Source organism: Spirosoma jeollabukense, assembly GCF_054777855.1.
In genome coordinates, this window is record NZ_BAAHAD010000006.1 from 13,613 (window position 1) to 37,351 (window position 23,739).

General features: G+C 50.8%; 30 protein-coding genes. 17 read left to right on the top strand and 13 right to left on the bottom strand.

The window, feature by feature from the left end; all coding sequences use genetic code 11:
- The first annotated feature begins 633 nt into the window (after window positions 1–633).
- The 5 genes from ACYVEA_RS21325 to ACYVEA_RS21345 all read left to right on the top strand — a co-directional run bounded on the left by ACYVEA_RS21325 (window position 634) and on the right by ACYVEA_RS21345 (window position 4,504).
- Window positions 634–1,233, top strand: coding sequence for a Crp/Fnr family transcriptional regulator (locus ACYVEA_RS21325; RefSeq protein ID WP_461115465.1), 600 nt, complete (start codon window positions 634–636; stop codon window positions 1,231–1,233).
- Window positions 1,234–1,364: 131 nt separating this feature from the next.
- On the top strand, window positions 1,365–2,423 hold the full coding sequence (locus tag ACYVEA_RS21330; protein WP_461115466.1) for a medium chain dehydrogenase/reductase family protein: 1,059 nt from the start codon (window positions 1,365–1,367) through the stop codon (window positions 2,421–2,423).
- Complete coding sequence (locus tag ACYVEA_RS21335) at window positions 2,416–3,363, top strand: TIGR01777 family oxidoreductase (RefSeq protein WP_461115467.1); 948 nt, start codon at window positions 2,416–2,418, stop codon at window positions 3,361–3,363. The genes ACYVEA_RS21330 and ACYVEA_RS21335 overlap by 8 nt, the downstream gene beginning before the upstream one ends.
- A 174-nt stretch (window positions 3,364–3,537) precedes the next feature.
- The gene (locus ACYVEA_RS21340) at window positions 3,538–3,900 is read left to right on the top strand and encodes a hypothetical protein (RefSeq protein ID WP_461115468.1); all 363 of its coding nucleotides are present in this window, start codon (window positions 3,538–3,540) and stop codon (window positions 3,898–3,900) included.
- A 208-nt stretch (window positions 3,901–4,108) separates the two neighbouring features.
- Window positions 4,109–4,504 (top strand): hypothetical protein, encoded by a 396-nt coding sequence (locus ACYVEA_RS21345; RefSeq protein ID WP_461115469.1) that lies wholly within the window; start codon window positions 4,109–4,111, stop codon window positions 4,502–4,504.
- Between the two features lie 29 nt (window positions 4,505–4,533).
- Here the strand turns inward: ACYVEA_RS21345 and ACYVEA_RS21350 are convergent, their stop codons facing one another.
- The 11 genes from ACYVEA_RS21350 to ACYVEA_RS21400 form a co-directional block, all read right to left on the bottom strand.
- Window positions 4,534–5,166: an NAD(P)-dependent oxidoreductase gene (locus ACYVEA_RS21350; RefSeq protein WP_461115470.1), complete on the bottom strand. Its 633-nt coding sequence runs from the start codon at window positions 5,164–5,166 to the stop codon at window positions 4,534–4,536.
- Window positions 5,167–5,187: 21 nt separating this feature from the next.
- The gene (locus ACYVEA_RS21355; RefSeq protein ID WP_461115471.1) at window positions 5,188–5,310 is read right to left on the bottom strand and encodes a hypothetical protein; all 123 of its coding nucleotides are present in this window, start codon (window positions 5,308–5,310) and stop codon (window positions 5,188–5,190) included.
- Between the two features lie 21 nt (window positions 5,311–5,331).
- Window positions 5,332–5,883, bottom strand: a complete 552-nt coding sequence (locus ACYVEA_RS21360) for a GNAT family N-acetyltransferase (protein WP_461115472.1) — start codon at window positions 5,881–5,883, stop codon at window positions 5,332–5,334.
- A gap of 12 nt (window positions 5,884–5,895) precedes the next feature.
- Complete coding sequence (locus ACYVEA_RS21365) at window positions 5,896–6,207, bottom strand: YciI family protein (RefSeq protein WP_461115473.1); 312 nt, start codon at window positions 6,205–6,207, stop codon at window positions 5,896–5,898.
- Window positions 6,208–6,220: 13 nt separating this feature from the next.
- A complete protein-coding gene (locus tag ACYVEA_RS21370; RefSeq protein ID WP_461115474.1) occupies window positions 6,221–7,459 on the bottom strand; it encodes an RNA polymerase sigma factor in 1,239 nt (412 codons plus the stop codon).
- Window positions 7,460–7,467: 8 nt separating this feature from the next.
- Window positions 7,468–7,806 carry a YciI family protein gene (locus ACYVEA_RS21375; protein ID WP_461115475.1) on the bottom strand — a complete coding sequence of 113 codons (339 nt, stop codon included), beginning with the start codon at window positions 7,804–7,806 and terminating at the stop codon, window positions 7,468–7,470.
- Window positions 7,807–7,829: 23 nt separating this feature from the next.
- Window positions 7,830–8,393: a carboxymuconolactone decarboxylase family protein gene (locus ACYVEA_RS21380; protein ID WP_461115476.1), complete on the bottom strand. Its 564-nt coding sequence runs from the start codon at window positions 8,391–8,393 to the stop codon at window positions 7,830–7,832.
- A 78-nt stretch (window positions 8,394–8,471) separates the two neighbouring features.
- Window positions 8,472–8,921, bottom strand: a complete 450-nt coding sequence (locus ACYVEA_RS21385) for a DoxX family protein (protein WP_461115477.1) — start codon at window positions 8,919–8,921, stop codon at window positions 8,472–8,474.
- A gap of 80 nt (window positions 8,922–9,001) precedes the next feature.
- Window positions 9,002–9,376, bottom strand: coding sequence for a DoxX family protein (locus tag ACYVEA_RS21390; protein ID WP_461115478.1), 375 nt, complete (start codon window positions 9,374–9,376; stop codon window positions 9,002–9,004).
- Window positions 9,373–10,149, bottom strand: coding sequence for a DoxX family protein (locus ACYVEA_RS21395; RefSeq protein WP_461115479.1), 777 nt, complete (start codon window positions 10,147–10,149; stop codon window positions 9,373–9,375). Before ACYVEA_RS21395 ends, ACYVEA_RS21390 begins: the two co-directional genes overlap by 4 nt.
- A gap of 33 nt (window positions 10,150–10,182) precedes the next feature.
- Complete coding sequence (locus ACYVEA_RS21400; protein WP_461115480.1) at window positions 10,183–11,442, bottom strand: aspartyl protease family protein; 1,260 nt, start codon at window positions 11,440–11,442, stop codon at window positions 10,183–10,185.
- A gap of 265 nt (window positions 11,443–11,707) precedes the next feature.
- Between ACYVEA_RS21400 and ACYVEA_RS21405 the strand changes: the two genes are divergently transcribed.
- From ACYVEA_RS21405 to ACYVEA_RS21425, 5 genes are read left to right on the top strand one after another with little or no spacing between them, the layout of a single operon-like run.
- Window positions 11,708–12,802 carry a sensor histidine kinase gene (locus ACYVEA_RS21405; protein WP_461115481.1) on the top strand — a complete coding sequence of 365 codons (1,095 nt, stop codon included), beginning with the start codon at window positions 11,708–11,710 and terminating at the stop codon, window positions 12,800–12,802.
- Window positions 12,774–13,487, top strand: a complete 714-nt coding sequence (locus ACYVEA_RS21410; protein WP_461115482.1) for a LytR/AlgR family response regulator transcription factor — start codon at window positions 12,774–12,776, stop codon at window positions 13,485–13,487. The genes ACYVEA_RS21405 and ACYVEA_RS21410 overlap by 29 nt, the downstream gene beginning before the upstream one ends.
- Window positions 13,488–13,538: 51 nt before the next feature.
- A complete protein-coding gene (locus ACYVEA_RS21415; RefSeq protein WP_461115483.1) occupies window positions 13,539–13,793 on the top strand; it encodes a hypothetical protein in 255 nt (84 codons plus the stop codon).
- Window positions 13,794–13,802: 9 nt separating this feature from the next.
- Window positions 13,803–14,486 (top strand): hypothetical protein, encoded by a 684-nt coding sequence (locus ACYVEA_RS21420; RefSeq protein ID WP_461115484.1) that lies wholly within the window; start codon window positions 13,803–13,805, stop codon window positions 14,484–14,486.
- 14 nt (window positions 14,487–14,500) lie between these two features.
- Window positions 14,501–14,965 (top strand): hypothetical protein, encoded by a 465-nt coding sequence (locus tag ACYVEA_RS21425; protein ID WP_461115485.1) that lies wholly within the window; start codon window positions 14,501–14,503, stop codon window positions 14,963–14,965.
- Between the two features lie 336 nt (window positions 14,966–15,301).
- Here ACYVEA_RS21425 and ACYVEA_RS21430 read toward each other — a convergent pair whose 3' ends face one another.
- Window positions 15,302–17,845 carry a TonB-dependent receptor gene (locus ACYVEA_RS21430; RefSeq protein ID WP_461115486.1) on the bottom strand — a complete coding sequence of 848 codons (2,544 nt, stop codon included), beginning with the start codon at window positions 17,843–17,845 and terminating at the stop codon, window positions 15,302–15,304.
- A gap of 663 nt (window positions 17,846–18,508) precedes the next feature.
- Between ACYVEA_RS21430 and ACYVEA_RS21435 the strand changes: the two genes are divergently transcribed.
- The 6 genes from ACYVEA_RS21435 to ACYVEA_RS21460 all read left to right on the top strand — a co-directional run bounded on the left by ACYVEA_RS21435 (window position 18,509) and on the right by ACYVEA_RS21460 (window position 22,348).
- Entirely contained in the window at window positions 18,509–18,664 is a 156-nt protein-coding gene (locus ACYVEA_RS21435) for a hypothetical protein (protein WP_461115487.1), read from the top strand.
- A gap of 266 nt (window positions 18,665–18,930) precedes the next feature.
- Window positions 18,931–19,452 carry a Rieske (2Fe-2S) protein gene (locus tag ACYVEA_RS21440; protein ID WP_461115488.1) on the top strand — a complete coding sequence of 174 codons (522 nt, stop codon included), beginning with the start codon at window positions 18,931–18,933 and terminating at the stop codon, window positions 19,450–19,452.
- A 36-nt stretch (window positions 19,453–19,488) separates the two neighbouring features.
- A complete protein-coding gene (locus ACYVEA_RS21445; protein WP_461115489.1) occupies window positions 19,489–19,932 on the top strand; it encodes a thioredoxin family protein in 444 nt (147 codons plus the stop codon).
- Window positions 19,929–20,882 (top strand): FAD:protein FMN transferase, encoded by a 954-nt coding sequence (locus tag ACYVEA_RS21450; protein WP_461115490.1) that lies wholly within the window; start codon window positions 19,929–19,931, stop codon window positions 20,880–20,882. The genes ACYVEA_RS21445 and ACYVEA_RS21450 overlap by 4 nt, the downstream gene beginning before the upstream one ends.
- Before the next feature lie 23 nt (window positions 20,883–20,905).
- Window positions 20,906–21,130, top strand: a complete 225-nt coding sequence (locus ACYVEA_RS21455) for a DUF4266 domain-containing protein (protein ID WP_461115491.1) — start codon at window positions 20,906–20,908, stop codon at window positions 21,128–21,130.
- Between the two features lie 12 nt (window positions 21,131–21,142).
- Entirely contained in the window at window positions 21,143–22,348 is a 1,206-nt protein-coding gene (locus ACYVEA_RS21460) for a DUF3570 domain-containing protein (protein ID WP_461115492.1), read from the top strand.
- A 163-nt stretch (window positions 22,349–22,511) separates the two neighbouring features.
- On the opposite strand, the gene ACYVEA_RS21465 is transcribed toward ACYVEA_RS21460, so the two are convergent.
- Entirely contained in the window at window positions 22,512–22,652 is a 141-nt protein-coding gene (locus ACYVEA_RS21465; RefSeq protein WP_461115493.1) for a hypothetical protein, read from the bottom strand.
- 234 nt (window positions 22,653–22,886) lie between these two features.
- On the opposite strand from ACYVEA_RS21465, the gene ACYVEA_RS21470 reads away from it, so the two are divergent.
- Window positions 22,887–23,729: a hypothetical protein gene (locus tag ACYVEA_RS21470; protein WP_461115494.1), complete on the top strand. Its 843-nt coding sequence runs from the start codon at window positions 22,887–22,889 to the stop codon at window positions 23,727–23,729.
- Window positions 23,730–23,739: the final 10 nt, after the last annotated feature.

The following is a 23,739-nucleotide window of genomic DNA, read 5'->3' on the forward strand; positions in this document are numbered from 1 at the left end:
CCATCTGGTGATACCTGTTCTCCCAGAATTAGCTTTTTTATTACTTGGTGCGTGTAAAGGTCTGGGCTGACCTGGCTTCTCAGGTTTTGCTATCCTTAAAAAAGCCTCTCAATCCAACTAAACATGGGTTTCAAGAAACGTGTCTATCCTAGGACACCTATAGGATGCCTGAAAGGGCATTTTTGTTTTCTAAATTTGTCCACGTAGCAACGCCCGACTACCGATGAACACAGTGGCATACTACGTGCCAAAAGTCAATCAAAACTGCGCCAGAAATGGTAGTTTACCGCTAAGCCAACAATAATGATAGCCTCCCACCCTCCCTGTTCAATAGTTGTACTTTTCATAAGTATCGTCTATAAATGAAACGATTTTTTAAGCATGAGCGAAAAATCAGCAGGATGAATCAGTTCCAACAATTGCCAATCCTAATTTTCGGGTATACCTACCTGTCTATCGCGATTAACCGCACAGGTGACGGCACAATTTTTTTAGAATCGTTGAGTTGCTTTTTTAGTCAGTAGAAGCGATTAGGTAGTCTCATTAAGAATATGCTACCAGGGGTTCTTCTCGTTGATAAATGGCAGAACACGCCAGCTTAGGGGCCTTCTCTACCTTTATTACAACCAACCTATGAATGATTCGCTTTACCAGGCAGCTCAACAGCTGCGTCAGCATATTAATCAGTTTAGTACGCTATCTGATGAAGAATGGATGGCGCTGGAGCCCCATTTGTCTATTGTCCACCTGAAAAAACATCAACTTATGGCCACCCAAGGGGTGGTGGCTGATCAGGTCGCCTTTGTGCTGGAAGGCGTATTTCGACAATTTTACGCCAAAGACGGCGAAGACTGGACCACCTACTTTTTCTTTGACCAGCAATTGATGGCCGCTTATATGAGTTGCGTCACTGGCCGGCCATCGCCGGTTACGATTGAAGCCCTCACTGAGGCAACCTGTCTGGTCTTTCCCTACGCCGTCATAAAATCGCTGTTCGGTCAATATATGGGTTGGCAGACATTCGGCCGACTCCTTGCCGAATACCTAATGGTCGCTTTGGAAGAGCGGATGGCGGGCCTGTTGCTGCTTAGCCCCGAAGAACGCTACATGGCCCTGCTGGAAGGCGATCAGCGGCACATCCTCCAACGAGTACCCCACCACTACATTGCCAACTACCTGGGCATCACACCGGTCAGCATGAGTCGAATTCGGAACCGAATCACGCCTAAATAAAGGATTCTCTACCTGAATGCGGGGTGATCTGTTCAGGCATTAAAAAATGCCCTCCGACTCGTTCTTATCTTTTGTTATCGTTTTGGCCGGACGGGGTCCGGTAGCTTTGTTGCACATTAACATACAAAGCTATGCAGACGACAAAAGAAGTTATCCAGACAACATTCGTTAGCCAAGAAGTCGTGCTACCCGCCAAGGTGGACCCCAGCGGACTCCTTATTCGAAACAACGTACTAAACACTCCCGCAGCTGGCCAGGTGATCGTTCGGGTGGAAGCCAGTGGTATCTCCTTTGCCGAGCAGGCCATGCGCCGTGACCGCTATCCGGGCCAGCCCGCCTTCCCCTTTGTGCCGGGTTACGATCTGGTCGGCACCGTGGCCGCCATTGGGCCGGGCGTTGATGCCTCATGGATGGGCAAACGGGTGGCGGCCCTGACCAAAACCGGGGGCTGGGCCAGCTATGCCCTGCGCTCGGCCGATGAGCTGTTGCCCGTGCCGGATGAAATTGATCCGGCTGATGCGGAAGCCCTGGTTGTCAATGGGCTCACGGCCTGGCAGATGTTGCATCGTAAAGCCCAGCTTCGACCCGGTCAAACCATCGTCGTGCATGGAGCGAACGGTGGTGTAGGCACGATATTGGTACAACTGGCCCTGCACGCTGGGGTACGGGTGATCGGCCTGGCTTCGGGTCGGCATCACGCCACCCTGCAACAACAAGGTGTTGAGCCCGTGGATTATAGGGATCCTGCCTGGGCCGGGCAGATTCGGCAACTGGCGCCGGATGGGGTCGATGCCGTCTTCGATAATGTGGGTGGTGGCGGCCTTACGCACTCCTTTGGCTTACTCAAACGGGGCGGAGTGCTGGTTAGTTACGCTATTGCTTCAGCGATGCAGAAGCCGGGATCAATGTTACCGAAATTTATCCGCCTGATCGCCCAACTTACCTGGTGGAACCTGCTGCCCAATGGTCGTCGGGCCATCTTCTATGATGTCATGGCGGGTCGGGGTAGCCAGGCGTTTCAACGCCGGTTACAGGATGATTTTGCTGAACTAATGAGCTTGCTGCTCAGTGGCGTGCTCACCCCCCGGATTGCCGCGCGCTTTTCGCTGGATCACATTCAGCAAGCCATGGAACTGGCCGAATCCCGAACGGTATACGGGAAAGTGATCCTCACCCCAGCCCATGCCTAACTCACCTGAAACAGAAGAAGCCATGGAAAACGCATCGAAATACCATATTTTGATTACTGGCGGCAACGGCCTGGTCGGTAAGCCGTTAACGCAGGCCCTGCTCGCTGAGGGGTACCAGGTCAGCCACCTAAGCCGTACTCCCTCCATCATTCCGGGCGTTACAACCTACGGCTGGGACGTAGTGAAACAACAGATTGATGCGCGTTGCCTGGATGGGGTCGATACGATCATTCATCTGGCGGGGGCAGACATTGCCGGGGAGGCCTGGACACCTACCCGCAAGCAGGAGATTAGCCGCAGCCGCACCGAATCGATCCGGCTCCTTTACCGCTTGATGGGCGAACAGCCGCATGGCGTCAAATCGGTCATCTCCGCATCGGGCATCGCTTTCTACGGGGACCGATCCGATGAAATCCTGACCGAGCAAAGCCAGCCATCCCCCGATTTTCTGGGCACGGTTTGCCAGGAATGGGAGGATGCCGTGGGCGAAGGAGAAAGCCTGGGACTGCGTGTGGTTACATTTCGTACCGGAGTCGTACTCACTCAGGAGGGTGGAGCGTTGGCTTCGTTGGCGCCGATGATCCAATCGGGCTTTGGGGCGTCTCTGGGTAGCGGTCGCCAGTGGGTTCCCTGGATACACCTGCAGGATGTGGTGGGACTATATTGCCTGGCGGTTCGGGACAGCTCACTCACTGGGGTATTCAACCAAACGGCGCCGGGTCTGCTCACCAATCGACATTTTGTGGAAGCCCAGGCCCGGCACTTCCACAAACCGCTGTGGATGCCGTCCATTCCCGCTTTCATGCTAAAATTGATGATGGGGGAGCAAAGTGCGTTTGTGCTCAATAGCGCCAGAGCTGTACCATCCGAACGGCTTCTGCAAGAATATCGCTATCAGTATCCAACCCTTGATAAAGCACTGAACGCCATTTATGCGTAAGGCTCGACCATCCAGGATTTAAAACAGAATCTGTTAGACATCCCCCCTAAAAACCGCTTTTGCCGCTTCTTTTTCCCCGTATGAACCGCTTCGTTCTCTGTTCGTATTCTACTTCTTCTATTTGTTCCCGTAGCGCAACCAGCACCGGAGCAGCCGTTGCCAATTGACCACCCTATGGAGCAGGCAGTAGCTAACGTCAAGGGCGTGCCTGGTAATGCCAATTGGGAAAACAAAGGTGATTATGACATGGATGTGAACTTTGACCCGATTTCCTGTCGGCTTTCCGGCACGGTACGTATCGACTATGTCAAAAACAGTCCCGATACTCTGAAAACGATCTTGTTCAAGCTCTATCTAAACCTGTATACGGGCAACGCGATGCAGAATATCCAAATCGCCACGGCAGACTTGAGTAATAGTGTTCAAATCAATGCCCTAACAGTGGATAACTGGACCATCGACAGCACCCCGTGGCGGATCAGCGGGAGCAATATGTATGTGAGAGGCTACCCCGACTCTGAACAAAGGCTCGTTTAATCGAACGGGCCGAATTACGGAAGGAGCTTATTTTACGGCCTATTTCTTCCCGAGAATTGCGATTTACGATGACGTCGATGGCTGGAATGAATACCCCTATCTGGGAAAGGAAGAGTTTTATAAGGATTATAGCGACTTCAGGGTCAGGATTACCGTGCCGGGCACGTACCAGGTGTGAGCAAAGGGGGATCTAAAAAATACAGCCGAGGTGTATGAACCTGCGTTTGCCAAGAAAATCAGCCAGGCGGAACGGCAGGATGGCGAAATCGACATCATTACGACCGAAGACCTCAAACCCGGTCGCATCACGCAGGCCCGCCCGACGAATTCCTGGCAGTTTGAGGCCATCAACGTGACCAACTTTGCCTTTGTGGTTAGTACTACCTATGCATGGAAGGCGAATAACCTGGTCGTCGATCCACAGACCCAACGACGGACCAGGGTTGACGCCGTCTTCAACCCTGACCAAAAAACGTACGAATCGGTCGTCGGCTATGCCTGTAAAATGGTAATCCTTTTCGGCCACCTCCTTCCTACTCGGCCATCGTTCAGAAAAACGTCCTGTTTAGGATCTTGTGTACAAGTTTTAATGACTTACAATTAGTCGTATACGCTATTCTGATCCTGAATATATCAGTACGAAATTTCGACGTGGGCATGAAAGGTTCTTTCATCAGTCAAATGCGTAATGATATACTGGGCCAGGTCGGCACGGGAAATTTTTGAGGGACTTTTGATCGGTTCATTGATAGTCGTTCGGTAGTGTCCCGTAAAATTTTTGTCTGTAAGTTGGGGCGGACGAATTACTGTCCATTTCAGGGCCGATTTTCGTAACACGGCTTCCATCTGCAGCATGTCCGCGTAAAGATGACGAAGTAGGGGCTGTAGGATGTAGTTGGTCACCAATTTGATCAGCGAAGAACTCCGGGGCGGCACCTCGATACCAACGGAGGATAGACACACCAGGCGAGTAACACCGGCCGCGTTCATAGCTTGAATGATGTTAGTAATGCCCTGAGAATAACCCGTTGTAGGTTTCCATTTATGAGTACCCAAACAGGAGACAAGGGCCTCAGCTCCCTGAAAAGCCGACTCAAAACCAGCGGGTTGCAATACATCCCCCTGAAAAATGGTCAGATGAGGATGGTGCAGCGGAAACGCAGTTGGACTGCGAACCACTGCAGTCACCTGATGACCACCTTGTAAGGCTTGTTCAACAACCTGTTTACCAGTGCCACCGGTTGCTCCAAACACGATAAGTTTCATAATCCTGATTGTTGATTGGTTTTACGTCCATAGTAGATGAACAGCCCGATAAGTGGCAGGCGTAAACCGACGTGCGACCAGTAACACCACACCAGCTGCCATCGTTACAAAGGCATGGATAAGAAGCAGTCGGTTTAAGTTCATTAGGATTTTGCAGATTTGCTTTCACCGAATCACCTGAATCTGGGCCACGTCATAGAGCCTTATCCAATCCCGTTTTAAAATGGCATAGATATATTCATCCTCAAACTCGCCTTGCTCATTAATACCCGATTCACGCGAGATCCCCTCAAATTCAAAACCAGCCGTTTTCTCAATGGAGCGTTTCGAGAACCCATTCGAGACCAAACAACCCGTAGCGACACGGTTTAGGCCCAGCAACTCGAAAGCCATGTAAAACAGGTGGGGTTTACTACGTGGGGTGATGCCCCGGCCCCGCATGTGGGTAAATAGATCAGCCCCTGTCGACCCATTCCACTCGTCGGGTCTACTATCTACATTCAACAAAGTCATCCCGGCCAGTTCGTTGTCCAGCAGCACGTAGAAGCCATAGTTAGTTCGCCTACCGTTCTCGTATTGGGGCAGATAATGTCGTAAAAGCTCCTGTAGCATATCGCGCGAGTCGGGATATCCCTGAAACAGGTTGCATACGTCCGCCAGATTGTCTTCCTCAATCAGGTGGAGGGTGATCGAGTCGGAATATAGGGCTTTGATCATGAGGTGAGCCATTCAATGCGATTCGGAACGTTGCCAGTAATGCTCCCAGGGGACCAGCGTCCAGGGGTGCAGTTCGTAGGAAAAGATGGCCTGTACAACGGCGGGGTCGGTGTTGACCAGTCGTCTGGCCTGAGCTTCGTCGGGAGCTTCCAGTACCAGAGCAGCTCCGGTATCATCGCCAAAAGGACCAGCTAAACGAAGATAGCCCTGTTTGTAGAGGTCAAGAAGGTAACGGCCATGTTCAGGGATTGGTTGAGCCGCTGCGGGTTCTCCAGCTTTCCAGGCCAGACCCGGTTGGTAAACGACTAAAAAAATTTGATTCATGGTTTATCTATTTTCAGTCCAGTTGATCCAGTTTTTCCTGAATCGTTTGCCGATCTGTGACCGTCTTCGCCAGGGCATACGCCTGTTGAAAGGCGGCTTTAGCCTGCCGGGTGTCCGTTTCCCGAAGTAATTCGCCCACAAGTGTCCAGTACAGATGGTTTCTGTCCAGCCGTAGGTTGGCTGCGGCCACCAGAGCCGCTTCCGCTCCGCTCACTTTATAGAGGGCGTAGGTGCGGTTGAGGGCTGCGCTGGGTGAATTATTTACCACTAAAAGCTGATTGTAAAGAGCTAATATAGCCATCCACTTCTCCGAAGAATCGTCTTTTACGCAGTGCCAGGAGGCAATGCGGGCTTCCAGATGATAGGTACTCAGTTCGTCGCCGTGCAGGGATTGGGCTAAATAGCGAAATCCCTGCCGAATCAACGTAGTATCCCACAATGCTTCGTTTTGCTGTTCGTAGAGGAGCAGCGAGCCGTCGCCAGCCTGTCGGGCTTCAAACCGGGAGGCATGGAAACACATCAGCGCCAGCAGGGCATTGGTTTTAGGCAGGTTAGTCTGCTCATACTCGGTCAGCATCACACATAGCCGCAAGGCTTCCAGGCACAGGTCTTTCTGTAAAGTGCGGTTCTGTGTTTTCGAATAATAGCCTTCATTGAATAGTAAATAAATGACGCGCAACACCGAATCCAAGCGGTGGATTAAGGCCGCTTCCGGAGGGAGTTCCATCGTTACGTTAAGCCGCCGTAGTTTCTCTTTGGCTCGAAATAGCCGTTTGTTGATCGTTTCTTTATTGGTCAGGAACGCTTCGGCAATTTCGTCGATACCCAGTCCGCACAGGATACGGAGTGCCAGGCCAATCTGGGCTTCATCGGCAATGAGGGGTGTACAAATGGCAAACAGCATCTGTAGTTGACTATCCCGAATGGTTTGGGCCGAAAAATCCAGATCGATCCACTCCTTATCCACATCGGTTTGACGGGCTATTAGTTCGGGCATAATTTTGTCAATCAGCCGTTTATGCCTTCTAAACTGATACCGCGTTTTTTGTTTGGCTACGGCATAAAGCCAGGCCGTTGGATTGGGCGGCATACCGCGAACGCCCCAGGTTTCGACGGCCAGCAAAAATGTCTCGCTGACGAGGTCTTCAGCCAGTTCAATATGTTGCAAACCAAACTGCCTGCTGATAACGGCCACCATCCGGGCAAATTCCTGCTGAAACAGGTGCCTGAGCGATTCCCGTTCATGTTCCATGTCGGCATTTAGTTGAGGATACGCCGAATTTCAACGCTGCCCTGCCGGTCCAGTACCGGACAACCGTGCGCCAGGGCGGTGGCTTCTTCCAGGCTATCGGCTCGAACGACAAGGAAACTGCCCAGCCGCTCTTTGATCTCTACAAACGGGCCATCGGTAATGACCCCATCGGCACGCAGGACGTTGCCCTCCGTGGTCAGTTGAATTCCTCCACTGACTAATTTCCCCTGAGCAGCCAGCCCCCCCGCCCAGGCCTGCCAACGCTGCGTGATCGCTTCCAGTTCGGCGGGCGACATGGTATTGCGGTCAAGGGTGGACTGGCGAAATAATAAAACGAATTCGCTCATGATGGATATCGGTTTTGTACGGACTAAACGCGCTCGGCCTGCTGGCGACGGATGTCGCACAACTGATCAGAATGGATGTTCAGGCCAATATTGGTCAGGTTATACAAGTGTTCGCTGGCAATCAGATACACAATCTCGCAAATCTCCCGCTCCGAAAAAAACGTTAATAAACGGGCAAAGGTAGCGGGGGCAATCTCTCTGTCTTTCGTCAATTCGGTGGCGTAGTCGAGTGCAGCCCGGTCCGATTCAGTGAAAAGGGGACTGGTCGAATAGTGGTTCAGCGCATCGAACTTCGCTTCGTTCATCGACCGGGCAATCACCGCCGACCGACTGGCATCTATGCAAAACAGGCAGACGTTTAGTTGGGATACCCACACCCGAATAAGCATGGTTATTTCGGGGGCAAGTTGTAATTTCTTGTCTAGGGCGGGCAATTTTCCGTAGAACATACCAAAGGCATCGGGCAGGCGGGCCGAGTGAACTTTTAGGGGCATCAGTACTTTCCCTACCTGTCGTTTGGTAAAAAAATAAGCCAGCTTCATGCCGAATCCGCTGGGTTTTTCGATGGGTGTTAGAAAGGTATCCATTTGTTTTGATCAATTAGTTGGTAGCCCTTTAGGATTAGCACTGGGTGAATTGGACAACGGGACCTGCTATGTTTTCTCTTAGTCATGACGTCGATTGGCGGGTCTTAGCGCCCAGGAGCCGATGACCAGCAGGCCGAACAGAAGCGGCCAGACAAACTGGCCCAGGTTATCGCCCACCACTACGTGTGATACGAATGCCCCACTAAAAAGAATTGCCAAACCCGCATACGCCCATTCTTTTAACAGGCGGAAGCCGGGCAGGAGAACAACCACGACAGCGATCAGCTTGCAGGCTCCCAGGATAGGGCCTAAATACAGCGGATAGCCCAGATGGCCCAGAACGCCGTCTACGTAGCCCTTGTTGAGAAGATTAAAATCCCAAAGTGCCCCATAGATCAACTCAAAACTAATTAATACTGTGACAATCCAGTAGGCAGTTTGTTGGGCACGATTGGCTGGGCTCCTTTTATTCTCTGACAACCCGTAGGCAGGGTGTATTACGTCTAACTCTTTAATTTTCAACTCCATATTTTCCGATAATTTTGGTTTTCAACAGCCTAATGCGTGAGAAATCGAAAATTGGACAGACACGGGTAGTTTTTTTTGGATCAATGGCCTGGCCACAACCACCGACCGTATAGGACAAACCCGCACAGCATGAAAACCAGTCCGTTGAAGGCTACCGCTTTAAACTCACCCCGGCGGTAATGGATAACCCCGGCGGGCAGCATAATCAGGCCCAGACAAGATGCGCTTACGGAAGTCAGTACGGGCCAGTAATTGAGTAGTACGGGTAAAATCAGCCCCAATACGCCGGCCAGTTCGGAAATGCCGATGAACCGGATTAACGGCAAGGGCAGACTTTCTACGCCTGTTTGGCCCATTGCTACTAACTTCTGTTCGGACTGCGTCGACTTCATCAGGCCGGAGTAGAGGAAGACCGATGCCAGAAAAACCTGAATAAGCCAAAGCAGTGCGTTCATGGCCGGGGTAGCGTTAGGTAGGTTTGTCGACTGATCACAGGTGAACCGGACAGCACAAAAGCACTCCCGCTCATAGCCAGGGCCACGCAGAGACTGGTCCATTCCGGTTCACTATGCGGGTTGGTTACCACACGGGGGCCGTGGAGCAGCAATACCCACAACAAAAACATCAGCCCCAGCCCGGCCGTAGCCAGTGGTCGTTGTCGATCCAGAAAAATACTGGCAGTGGTTCCGATGAAGGCCACCCCCACGAAATAGGACCAGAACAGCGGGACCGGTATCCAGCCCGGAATGAGCGTAGCAATGTAGGACGCGTACACAAAATGGAGCACCCCGAATACCGCCAGCGAACTGGCAAATAACCATCGCCCATACCGGGTCAGGTTACCAACGTTGATTGGCGCTGCCCCCCTTCCCCAACTCACCATCGGCAAAGCCCCGCCACTCAGGGCCAGGCATTCGAACAGAGCAGTCCATTCGCCCCCGTTCGTGGGAGCCGCCACCAGGAGAGGCAAATGGACCGCTAGTACGAACAGGCCAAACAACCCACTGACGACCAGGGCCGCTAGCCGCATTTTTTGGTGCAAAAGCAAACCGGCTCCCGCTATCAGCAGGATACCACCCGTCAAGTACACCAGCACTAACCGCCCCGGCAGAGCCATTGGGACGGGCAACAGTCCCACCGGAAAATTAGCGTTGATCAGGTGTTCTGCCCCGAGGATAATGAGGGCGGTGGCATACAGCAGTCGACCCAGAGTAGTTATTAAGTTCATCGTATTTCTGATATAAAAAGTCTCCAGTACGTATTAAATCAGCCGTTTTAATAAAAAGTCTATCTGATAAAGTTGCCCTCCGCGACGAATCAGTAACCTGATAGGTTTACCCGCTCCCGCCCTGAAGAGCTGGGTCAGCGTGCTTAACCTTAGCGTTTGATTCAGGTAATTGTTCACCCCGATTAATTCGTCACCAACCCGCAAGCCGGCCCGTTCAGCAGGTGAATTGGCCATGATCAGATTTATGAAGTAGCGGTGAAAATCCTGCCCCCCTGCCCGTAGTTCCAGTCCGCTCATGTCGTGCTCAAAGGGTTCGCGCAGCAACCGGTTGACGGGTTTAAGTACGAAGTAGTGTTCGGGGTAATTGAACGTGACCCGAAACCGGCGCAACAACTCGCAACCGATGCTGCCCTGCCGTGCAGGCAACTCAGCTACTTTTTGATTGTACGTTGACCGGTCGGGGAAGGAAGCCAGTACGTTCGTCAACTCAGACCGGCCCAGCCGGACGCGGTCCAGTCGGCCCAGTTCGCCGGTAATAAAGCCATTTAGTCCCCGCCCCAGTTCAACCTGCAACACCTTATTGGGTATCGGTATAGACACCGCTTGCTGGAACCGGTCGAGCAGTAACGCCTGGCCTGCCCCCGTGTCAAGCACAACCCGTAACGGCACAAAGGCGGTACCGTCAAACACCGACAAGGCGTTGGTGAACGCTTTCCGGTCTGTGATGAACAAGGGATAGCGATCTCCTTTCCGGCGTCGATAGTGATAGTGTTGGGGTTGTATGCAGGTGATCTCCTGGCGTTGGAAGTCAATCGTAACCACCAGATTGGCAAATAGTTCGTAGCCCAGGATGCCGTGAATGGGGACGCCCGCGTTTTCCGACAGGCGCATCAGATCCTCAGTCAAGTAAACAAGGGTATGATGGTTGTCCTGCAATCCATTCAGGTATATCTTATTCCCAATAGTTATCGAGGCCATTATGGAGTTACCCTCACCGACTCCAGTCAGTTTGATCTGACGAACGACCGGTCTGAGTGGTTGCGCTATCCCCTTTGCATTAGTGATGATGGTGTAAGACACCCCCGTATCGACGATGAACCGCAGGCTATCCGATTCATTGACTCGGGCCGATATGATGATCAAGTTTGACCGGAACTCGAAGGGGATAACCGTGCGGGTCCGGTCACCGGTCAAAACGAAGCCATAGGTATCATCGCGGACAAGGTGCGGATGAAAACCGGCCCGCGCCCCCGCACTCATCAGTAAAAATAGCCAAAACAGTCGTCTTTTCATGGCAAACGAATGGCCGACGCAACCTGATCAATCGGTCAATGGGCCGAAGTTTAGCAGCCGATAGCCAACCAAGCAAGTCCATACGATACTCGTCGAGATTAGACCGACAGACAGCTGCCCAAGAGCCTCCCGGGGCGTTTGTCGCAACGAGCAGGGTGTCTGTCGGCTATCATCCGCCGTTGGTCGGATAGGGTAAGTAACGACGACAGAACGGGCGGGAAAATTGTCGAACTTTTGTTAAGTTTAAGGATACTTTCTTCGTGCCATGCCCCTACTGCAACCGTTGGTGTACCGAAAAATAGCGATCCATGTAGGCGCCTGGTTGAGCTATGGGCTGTTGCAGGTGGTGGCCATCGACCAGTTTGAACACCAGTACGTAGCCCATCTACTAGCTACTCTTGCGCAACTCCCTGCGCAACTTCTGTTTACCTACCTGACCCTGTACTGGCTCATTCCAACATATTTACTAACTGGGCAGTTGGTTCGCTTTGGCGTGCTAACTGGAGTAGCACTTCTGCTGGGGGGCTTACTCTACTGGGAAGGCACGTTTTACCTCTTCCTAACCCCTTTTGCCCCCGAGCGACTGGTGGGGGAAAGTCCCACCAGCCTGGGAAGCATCGTGCTTTGCGCGTTTTACCTGCTCTGCACCAGCAGTATTCTGATCGGTTTTTTTATGACTCGCTTCGCCTTTCAGCAGCAGCAGCTCAACCAGCAGTTAGTGATTGCTCAGCAGGTCGTTGAACTCAAATCCCTTAAGGACCAGATCAATCCCCATTTTTTGTTCAACACGCTCAACAACCTCTACGGACTGACAAGCCAAAATCCCGATAAAGCGGGTGAGGTTGTCCTGCGGCTTTCTGAGCTGATGCAGTATATGCTCTACGAGGGCAATCTGGCTACTGTGCCACTCCAGAAAGAAATTACGTACCTGGAAAATTACCTGGCCCTAGAGCGGATTCGGTACGGGCCCGATCTGCACCTGTCGTTTCAGGTAAACGGTCCCACCGAACGGGTGATGCTGGCCCCGCTGTTACTGCTGCCCTTCGTCGAGAATGCGTTCAAACACGGCTTAAGCCGTCAGTTGGGCGATGCCTGGCTCCAGATTCAGCTGGCCGTTACGGCACAGGAGCTGACGTTCAAGGTAGAAAATAGCCAGCCTGAATTGCCGGATACAGCTTCAAAGGTAGGTATCGGGCTACCCAATGTCGCCAAACGGCTAGACCTGTTGTATCCCGGCAGGCACCGGTTGCGGCAACTAAGTGGTACCGATTCATTTCTGACTACATTGACAATTACGTTGATACCCAGTGATTTGACAGTTCCTCAAGGCTATGAAGACGCGATGCCTGTTAGTCGATGACGAGCCGATTGCGCTCGATATTCTGACCGCCTACGTTCGGCAGATGCCCGTGCTCGAACTGGTGGGCCGGTGTCCGTCGGCGGTGGAAGCGTTTGGCAGGCTGCAAGCCAACTCCGTCGATTTGCTTTTTCTCGACATTCAGATGCCCCAGCTTTCGGGCCTGGAACTGCTACGTACGCTGCCCCATCCGCCCAAAACCATCATCACGTCGGCCTACCGGGAGTACGCTCTGGATGGGTACGAACTGAACGTAGTGGATTACCTTATTAAGCCGGTGGCTTTTGAGCGATTTGTGCGGGCAGTAGGCAAAGTGGTGTCATTTCCTCAACCCAAAATGCCCGACAGTAGTCCACCCATCCCTGAAGAACCGTATCTGTTTGTGCGGGAGGATCGTCGTTTGGTACGTATTGACGTACCGGATATTATCTCTCTGGAAAGTTTGCGGGACTACGTCAAAATCAGCACCTCTACCCAAACGGTTACAACCCGGCAGACGATTGGCTACTTTGAGGAACTACTGCCTGCCAACCAGTTTATTCGTATTCACCGTTCGTTTATCGTGGCCATCGCCAAAATCAGGGCTATTACCGACACGCAGATTGAGGTGCCGGGCCAGATACTGCCCATTGGCCGACATTACAAACAAGCTGTGTTTGGGCAGTTGCAGCTACGAGGGGGCGGTTGAATTGAAGTACCGCTGACAGATCCTCAAAAATACACTCCCTTACTTTCGTCTATGGACCCAGAAAATACCGTGCCGACGCAATTTTTAGTTCTCTTTCGCGAACCCGATGGCCGTTTGAATAAAGCTGAACCGGCGTTTGCCCGGCAGCACCAGCAGGATTGGAAACTTGGCTTATCCGGTGGGGGCAACGGGGCAACCTGGGATGTGGTCGGTCGTCTATATGTTCCTGCCTCATTTTTGGCGGGTGCGTTTATCCCGAAATCCGTGAAACAGCAGTTTCTGCCTTTTAACACCACATCCTTTTAGTAAACAGATATGCCCGCTACTACGACCCTCACCGATTCCCAACGCCGAACGGCCATTTTAGTAGTAGTTGTAGCCACCTGTGCTGTCAGTTACGGGGTGGCTGCCATCAGTTCGGCTCTGTTGTATATTGTCGCTTTGCCGGGAATTTTCGGGTACGGGTTCTGGTATGCTACGTACCTGCGAAATCCGACCAGACCGGCTGTTGTTTTACCTCCGTTCATGCTATCGGTAGCAGCTTTCCATTTTCATCTAGTGGAAGAATACCGGGGTGGCTACCCATTGGCCATCAGTCGGATTTTCAACTTTGCCTGGACGGATTTTGCCTTTTTCGCCACAGTCTGTGTGTTGTCAGGCGTATTGCTGATTGTCTGTATCGGCTTATATTACCAAAAACCACTGTCGGGTTTTCTGGCCATTTTGTTTCTGGTGACCCGACTGGCCGAAATCGCTCTGTTCATTTTCCCTTACGTTCGGCCCGCACTCCAGCCTGACAATCCGAATCCCATTGCGCAGTCCATACACGGTATGTTGCTTTCGAATATGCCCAGCTACTATTATTCGGCCACGCAACACTACTATTTTCCGGGTATGTATACTTTCTTGCTAGTGTTACTGCCTGCCGTTTATACGCTATACCGCATCTGGGCGGTCGATAAGAGGGAGACTCATGTTCACCGGCCGCCGTTTAACTAAACCTACAAATACGTATGAAAACACAATCGTTTCACCGGGCTCAAATTCCCAATCCGGCTCTGACCCCATTCAGCCAGTTGATCGGCGATTGGGAAACCGCAGCCACCCATCCTGCTTTTCCAGGTAAGACCGTAAAGGGTCGTTCATCCTTTAACTGGATGGAAGGGGGCGCTTTCCTGATCTGGTATTCAGCGATGGATGAGGAGCAATTTCCTGATGGGATCGCCATATTCAGCAGTGACGATGCGACGGGAGACTATTTTATGTCCTACTTCGATGAGCGGAAAGTGTCCAGAAAGTATGAGGTCTCCGTCGACGATAACGTAGTGAAATGGTGGCGGAATGCGCCTGGTTTTTCGCAACGATACCACTGGACCATCACTGATGACGGGAATACCATCGTTGGGAAAGGAGAATTATGCCAGGACGGCACCACTTGGGAGAACGATTTAGACCTGACCTTTACACGCCTAAAGTGATGGCGATTGGGCTATAACGAGTTTGGCTTAGTCAAAATCAGGTTGAACAGGAAGTACAGGGTTAGTTGGCAGCCAGAATGTATAGATACTAACCAAAGTCGATCAGGAACTATCCGACTCGCAAAAGGTAGGAATGACGCCAGTACCCTGAGTCGTGAGTATAACTAGCGATGTAGGTGCCATCAAGGCACTATTACGAGATGGGGAGACAACCAGGCTGATACCCAGCGCCTAATTGACCTGATCAGTACTCGTCACAAAATTCTTCTTCCCTCCCCTACTTTCGTTCACAAAAACGTCCTATTGATCTCAGGACACGATATTCAGCTTAAGCAATCAATTTTCGTCACCGAGAGACTTATTTTTCTTCACCTTTGCCCCATTCAGACTACCCAGCTTATAGCTGAACGTTGCCCGAACGCTGGCGTTATAGATGTATTGCCGGAAATCCTGATCAAACTGAGCCGAATTCAGGACCGATGTAAAGCCCATTCCCCGGGTGAGAAAATTCTCGGCAGCGAGTCCTAAACTGCCTCGCTTATTACTAAAATCCTTTCGCGCACCCAGCGAATACTGAGCAAAGCCAATTCGGTAGCCTTGCAGATTAATATCCTTACCCCGGTATCCGATATTGGCCTGAACGGCCCAGCCTTTATCGAGTTGCAGTTGCGTATCCATCCGACCGCCCCAGCGGAAACCCTGGTTGCTGACCAGGGTCGACAGACCGTTGACGTCCAGCGTTAATCCCTGAATAAAGCGGTACATCACGTCTATGTTGCCATTTACACTCCACCGGGGCGTAATGTTGACCGTGGCAAATACATTAGAACCATAATTATATTCTTTCCCCAGATTCGTAACGCGCGTGACAACCGCCCCCACCAACGTGTCCGACCGTTGACTGATCGATTGAATATCATCCGTGTTGAGCCGGGTATAGAGCGTAACGTTCAGATACGTTTTCTTTACCTGTGTACTATAGCCCGCTTCAATCCGATCAACGGTTTCGGGTTTTAAATACGGATTGCCGATCCGAATATTAAGGGGATTGACTGTATTGAAATTGGGATTCAGATCGTCGATGAACGGACGTCGGATGCGCCGGGTATAAGCCAGTTTCACCGTAGTGCTTTCCCCAACTTTCTTGGACAGATTGATGCTGGGTAATAGTCGTCCGTAATCGGGAATTGAGATTGGACCTTGTCCACCAGTTGTCGACCCTCCAGTCCGGGCATGAATGCTGGTATACTCATACCGCAGGCCCGTCATAATGGAAAATTTACTACGTGTCGTGAACGTAGTTGATACGTAAGCGGCCGCAATGTTCTGATCATACGTCAACGAGCCAGACGGACGGCTGTCATCAGTGGCGAAGGCTGAGGTAGGACTAGCCAGCAGATACTGGTAGAGGCTGGTTACCTGACGAAGTGTGTTTTTGCCACCGAATTCCAGCTGAAAGCGCTGACTGACCGGCAGTTGATAGTCGGCCTGGAGAATAAACTCTTTATTCGTCGCATCGTTCAGGTTTCGCTGCCGGGATTTGATCAAACCCACGGTATCCAGTTGATTCGCATCGAAATTGTTGGTCAGCGTATTCTGGCTGTATTGAGTCGACAGGCTAAACTCTTTCTTAGGCCCATCACCCGTACCTGAGTATGTATGCAGGTAGTCAACGTTGACATCAATTGAATTGGATAAATTTTGGCTATACACATCCCGTTTTGAGGGAACAGCAATAGGTTCATTGGATAGGAGGGTTGTCGCCTGGTGTTGATCCATATTTAAGTTCCGAATCCCCAGCCGCACGCCAGCCGTCAGGGATTGGTTTTTCGCCAGATCATAATCCAGCCCCAGCGCATACTGCGCAAATATCCCTTTGTCGAAGGCATCGATATGTTGATTGGTCCGAACCGGTGTGGCTCCCGATGCCAGATAGGTCGTTTGGTTTAAGTCCGATGCCGATGGATTAAAAATAACACGGCCATTTCCATTGAGGTTAAGCCCTAAGTTGCCTTTTCGGAAACTACCATTCAGGCCCAGGGTTGCATTGCGATTACCCAGACCGCTGTCCACATCGAGATGCAGTCCCTGAAGCGTATTCTTTTTGGTAATGATATTGATAATGCCACCGCTCCCTTCCGAATCATATTTGGCCGAGGGAGACGTGATGACCTCCACCGTTTTGATAAGATCGGCGGGGATTTGTCGTAAGGCATCCGCCAGATTACCGGCCAGGATGGACGACGGCTTGTTGTTAATCAAAACCCGGACGCTGGAACTTCCCTGTAGCGTTACGTTCCCCAGCAGGTCAACCGAGAGCATGGGCACTTTTTTGAGAATATCAGTGGCATCACCGCCTTTAGCCGCCAGGTCGCTATCGGCATTATAAACCAGTCGGTCTACTTTGTCTTCCACCAGGGCTTTCTTGCCCGCCACCGTCACTTCATTCAGCGTGCGGGTGCTGGCACTGAGCCGGATAACCCCCATATCTTTGGTCTGACCTTTCGTCAGCACGACGTTGTCAACCGTTTTGGCGGTGTAGCCCAAAAAGGAAATCATTAATCTATACGTACCGGGGGCCGCTAGTCTAAGGCTAAATTTCCCTTTATCATCCGCGACGGTCCCATCGACGAGTTTATTGGTGAGCGTACTGTAAACCGCAATGTTGGCAAATTCTACGGCTTTGGTCAAGGTGGAATCGACTACGTAGCCCGAAATTTTGGCGTTGCCTTTCGGGGCTATCTCACCAGTTCCCAGGGTGGTTGAGGTTGACTGACTGGTTTGGCCTGACGATTGCGCGTCGGGAGTGCCAACCGGTAGTTGTGCCAGCGTTATACCTGTAGTCAGTAAATAAAGAATGCCAGTAGTTTTAAACCACATAACGTGAGAGTGAAAATCGAATGGTACCAGATCGTACAAACTTGCCTCTGGTTCCTGATGAATTGAAAACAAACGTTCCTAATGCCTTTTATTATTGGGTGAATGACCGAAAAGATAGGTTGACCAAAAAAAGTCGTACCTACCTATCTGTGCAGATGGAGTAAGCCACGGCATGAGTGAACAGTTTTTTTACTGAATAAACGGACCTGCTTTCTGATAACTACCCTCTCTCTCCCATTTCACTGCCTTCCCACCTGTCTTTAGCCGGGCCATGGTGACTTTGGCAGCCGCTACTACATCGATCGCGACCAGGACACCGGCCGATTTGAGACCGACTGCCTAGGTAGTCAGGGTGAGGGAAGCAACGTGGTCGACGTGACTAGAATCAGGGCACTTATTGATTAAGTACACATTTGTTTTACTGGTTTAGTTGACGCATCAAAAGTACACCCGCATTCTGAAGCAACTTTGAAGTTTCAGCAGTTGGTAGCCTGTCTTTAGAAGTTTACCTAAAACAGGTGCCGATGCATTGACGCGGCCTAATCGCATTTCACCTTCATTCCATATTAGGCGATAGTTTCCCTGATTAGGGCAAAGCCCAGATGGGCAGATTGAACGAGTGCCTGATTGCGAATAAATCGCCGAAAAAGCTGATCTTCTGAAATGGTCAATCTGAACCAGTTGAGTGCTACCTATCAGTTTCAAATTAATCAGGACGTATTTGCCGACTGGGTTATTTTCGAACATCTCCATCGGGTACTTAAGCCCTTTCTGGTTCAACCAGCTGACTGGACGAATTCGGAAAGTCAGTTTCCCTGAATTTGATTTTTTATTACCACCCAAAGCGGCTAACTGAGTATGATGTGAGTAGTGATTATTTCAAGAAATCCCCTATATAACCATTTGATTTACAATGATATACATATGGTTATTGCTAAATATAGCCTCTTGCTCCGTAATCAGTTTATCGTTCTGGCAACCACTTATTTTTAATCATTATATATAGGTTCATACTTGCCACACTCTATAATTACTCAACGTAAAGATGGATAAATACTCAATCGTTTATTACTCTCTGTATTTGTATGACTCGCTATGCGTTTCTGAAATCGATGGGCTTTAGGGGGGCTGCGCTGATGGCGGCCTTAACGTCCTGCGTTCGGCCAGAGGACACCGTCGTGGATGCCTTGACGATTCCGGGCACTATGGCTACGTCACCGACAACCAGCACGGCAACATCAGGCACAACAACATCGCCGACAACAACTACCACCGCGAGTGGAGTCGACTTAAGTAAAATCACGAATCGGCTGTTGACTATTGATTTGACAGCTTCGTCAGCATCGGCGCTAAAAACGGCTGGTGGTTATCTGGTGCAGAGCGGCATCGTGGTCGCTCAGACAAGCGCAGGTATCTACGTAGCGGTAACCCAAACGTGCAGCCATGAGCCTAAAAAGGCCATTATTTTCAACAAAACCGAGTTTTACTGTACGGTACACGGTGCTCGGTATGACTTGACGGGCAAAGGTAAAAACAGCTTTGGCAGCAAGGGTATCGCTGTTTATAAGGTCGCTACCGACGGCAAAACACTCGTCGTTTACAATTAATAAAATCAACTATACAGCCAACGAATCAGACGTATCATGAAACTCCTGTTAGTATCCTTTCTCCTCAGTCTGTTGATTACCGCCCCTAACTGGGAGCTTAATTTTGATCGGGCAAAAGCCGAAGCCGCTCAGACGCACAAACTCATTTTGCTGAATTTTTCTGGATCAGACTGGTGCGGCCCCTGCATAAAACTCAAAAAAGATATATTCGAGTCGGCGGAGTTTGGTCAGTTCGCCACCGATCACCTGGTGCTGGTGCGGGCCGATTTTCCGCGTAAGTCAAAAAATCAGCTAGATGCCAGCCAGACGGCGCATAATGAAGCTTTAGCGGAGAAATATAACCAACAGGGGAAGTTCCCGTTCACGGTATTGCTCGATGCCAACGGGCGCGTATTGAAATCCTGGGATGGTTATCCCCAATCGCTCACGGTTGCATCGATGGTCGGGGACATTCAGGCGATGGGATCGTCGGCCAAATGAACCAGCCTCCTCGCATCCATCAGCGGGTACAACGGCTCATGGGTAACCGGTTCGAGCTAAGCGTCGTCAGCCCGGATGCCGACTGGGCAAACGATTGTATTACTGACGCTATTGCCGAAATCAGCCGTATCGAAGGGCTACTCACTACGTATAGCGACGATAGTCAGACCAACCAAATTAATGCCAATGCAGGAATTCGCCCCGTGCCGGTTGACGAAGAAGTGTTTGCGCTGATTGAGCGGTCGTTGCGATTGTCGGCGCTGACGCAGGGAGCGTTTGACATTACATATGGCTCGATTGACAAACGACTCTGGAATTTTGATACGACGCTCACCGCGTTACCCGATCCAAAAACGGCCCGGCAACTGGTTCGGCTGATCAATTACCGGAACGTAGTGCTCGATGCCAAGCAACGCACTGTTTTCCTCAGGGAGCGGGGAATGCGCATTGGATTCGGGGGAATTGGAAAAGGTTATGCTGCCGAACAGGCCAAACGGGTCCTGCGCCAGCGAGGGGTAGAAAGCGGCATTGTCAATGCGGCTGGCGACCTGACTACCTGGGGAACGCAACCCAACGGCCAGCCCTGGACCATTGGTATTGCCGATCCCGATCAGGCAAAACAGCAGGCATTTTCGTATCTGGTTATCAGCGATATGGCCGTAGCTACGTCCGGTAGTTACGAAAAATACGCGCTGATTAATGGCAAACGATACGCTCATACGATTGACCCTAAAACGGGTTACCCCGTATCGGGCATAAAAAGCGTAACCATTATTGCCCCAAATGCTGAACTGGCCGATGCGTTGGCAACACCCGTACTGGTTATGGGCGTTCGGGTGGGACTGAATTTGATCAACCAAATGCGGCAGATTGCCTGCATCATTATTGATGATAACGACGCACTGTACACGTCAGACAACATCCGGATTAAGGCATCTGCTGAAGCCTGATTACTTGTATAAACCTAAGCATCATGAATAGACAAATCACTCAAAAGGCGCTGCTGGTGGGCCTGCTTGTACTCGGCCTGTCGGGTTGCGTAACGGTCAAAGAATATCAGAAAAACCGCATTAACGACGCCGAAATGGAACTTTCAGCCCGAAAGTCGGAAAAGTTTGAGCAGAATTTCTATCTCTATCGGGAAGGCGCTGCCGGAGCCAACGGGGGGAAAAGTGGGGGCGGTTGCGGCTGTAATTAAGGACCCTGAACAATGAAAAAAATCTGTATATCAGTTGGCGTATTGCTTAGTTTGCTGCGGGCAGGCTATGGTCAATCGGTATCCCAGCCTGCCTATGAGTCCCGAAAACTCAAAGTGGAAGAGGTAAACATCGTGTCGAGTTATTACCAGCAGGACGGCAACAATTCTGCCGTGACCGGAGGCATCGGTTCTGAACAGTTAACTGATTTTGCCCAATCGATCGATCTGGTGCTCAAAACCACCAATCGTCGGAATCGTGAGCATACGCTGGCGTTTGATCTGAATATCGACCACTATACATCGGCCTCATCGGATCAGATAGACCCGCTGACGGTTTCGTCGGCTTCGCGCAGTGATACGCATATTTACCCGTCGGTGTCCTGGAATGTGCACAACCCGGATCAACGGACCACACGCGGCATTTCCCTGTCCTATTCGACGGAGTATGATTATAAGTCGTATGGGCTTAATCTCAATTTTGCGAAAGCATCGGCCGATAATAACCGGGAAATAAGTTTGAAAGCGGGAGCCTTCTTCGATACGTGGAAAGTCATTCTACCCGCCGAACTCCGGCCTGAAGGCTATGGGTCCGGTGCCCACGGCGACCGGGATCCGGTTGATTATAAGCCACGTAACTCCTATAATGTCGGCCTTTCAATATCACAGGTGATCAATAAACGGTTACAAGCCTTCCTGACCATAGAACCGGCGTTTCAGCAGGGATTGCTCAGTACGCCTTTCCACCGAATGTATTTTCAGGATGGGGCCGAAACTGTAGAGCGTTTACCGGGAAGCCGTCTGAAGTTACCTATTGGATTCCGACTACACTACTTCATGGGTGACCGGGTTATTATTCGAGCGTTCTATCGCTATTACATCGACAACTGGGGGATGCAGGCGCATACGGTCAACCTCGAAACGCCCATCAAACTAACTTCATTTGTATCGGTGAGCCCGTTCTACCGATTTAGCCACCAAACAGCCGTCCGGTATTTTGCCGCCTATGGCCAGCATCGCTCAACCGATCAATATTATACCAGCGATTATGACATTTCGGGATTCAATAGCCAATTTATAGGAACAGGTCTCCGGCTAGCCCCGCCCGGTGGCCTGCTGGGCATTGGGCCCTGGCAGAGCGTCGAACTACGCTATGGCCACTACGTTCGCAGCACGGGGATGGTCGCTAACAGCATAACCTTATTAGCCAAGCTAAAATAAACACATAGTCTCGCTCCGGCGTAGCGGCCGTTGCAGTTATATCGAATTGCCAACGAGTGCGCTCAGGCCTCACAGCCAGTACGATCTATTGTGGTGGTGCTGAGACTGCGAGGCCTGGGTAAATGTAAGCCACAAGTACCGGGTAGAACCGCGCTTTCGGACCCTATACGTCATCCTCTACTTTCGAAAGTCCGGGATTTGTTTTAGCTACGTAGTATACTGGACCGGCTAATAAAGCACCCAGCGTTTTCATTGCAGCCGGGCGTGTTGCATTTTCAAATAATAGCAAATTATCTTTAGCCATCGTAGCTATGATTTCAGGTCCATCTATACTATTTGGTTAGCTGAACCTATCGAAATTATTGACGCAATTGATTCCGTGAGTTAGCCATAATACGAGTATACCTTTATGTGTTGAACAAATCCTGTACCCGATAAGGATTCACTACGTTATCTTTAGAGACTCCTCACGTACCGAACGTATGTAAGTATAAATCAGGGTGAATTGCCGTTTCTTGCTCCCCAGACCATTTTTCTTATGCTACCCTCAATCAACGACTTAAATCAGACCGACCGTGTACTGCATAGTCTGGCCCAACTGATTGCCCTGACTGGAACAAACCAATTGGCGGCTCAGCCTGATGACAGCCAGGCAAATATGATGTGGAATAGTGAGCAAACCCGATTGGAGGGTCAACCTTTCGAGTACATAAGTCAACGGATTAGACTAGTCATTGACTTGCCGACTTTTAGCCTACAGTTTCTCGATGCAAACGATAATCTGTTAGCCACATTTGGGGTCGAAAACAAAACACCAATAGAAACCACGGCCTGGTGGCAGACCGTGATCCATGACTGGGGATTCAATCCGACAAAACCGCTGAATTATCAATTGGATACAGCCCCTATCCCACTGGAGACACAATACACTCATCCGGCAGGACTTAACACCTGGGCAGACTGGCGGACAGTGGCGAATCAGACGCTGGCGAGACTCAATAAGATAAGTGGCCAGACGAGCAGCATACGCATCTGGCCACACCATTTCGATACGGGGATTTATTATTCGATCGCTGATGAATTAGGCCAAGAGCGAGCCGCTATCTGGGCAGGTTATGCCATTGCCGACCGGGTAAGCCCTGAACCTTATTTTTATCTCTCCGGCTACAATCGCCAGCACCCCATTGATTTCTCTAAAGCGATTAAGCTATCGACAGGTTATTGGCTGGCAGGGGCTGAGTGGCAGGGAGCTTGCCTGCCGGTTTCCCAAATTATCGAACCGGAACAGATTACCCGGTTTTTAACTGAGAGTTACACGTGGCTCGCTATCAATGCTACCTTCACCACCGCTATCACTCCCAATGGTGGTATTGATGCTTAAGGTAAAATAC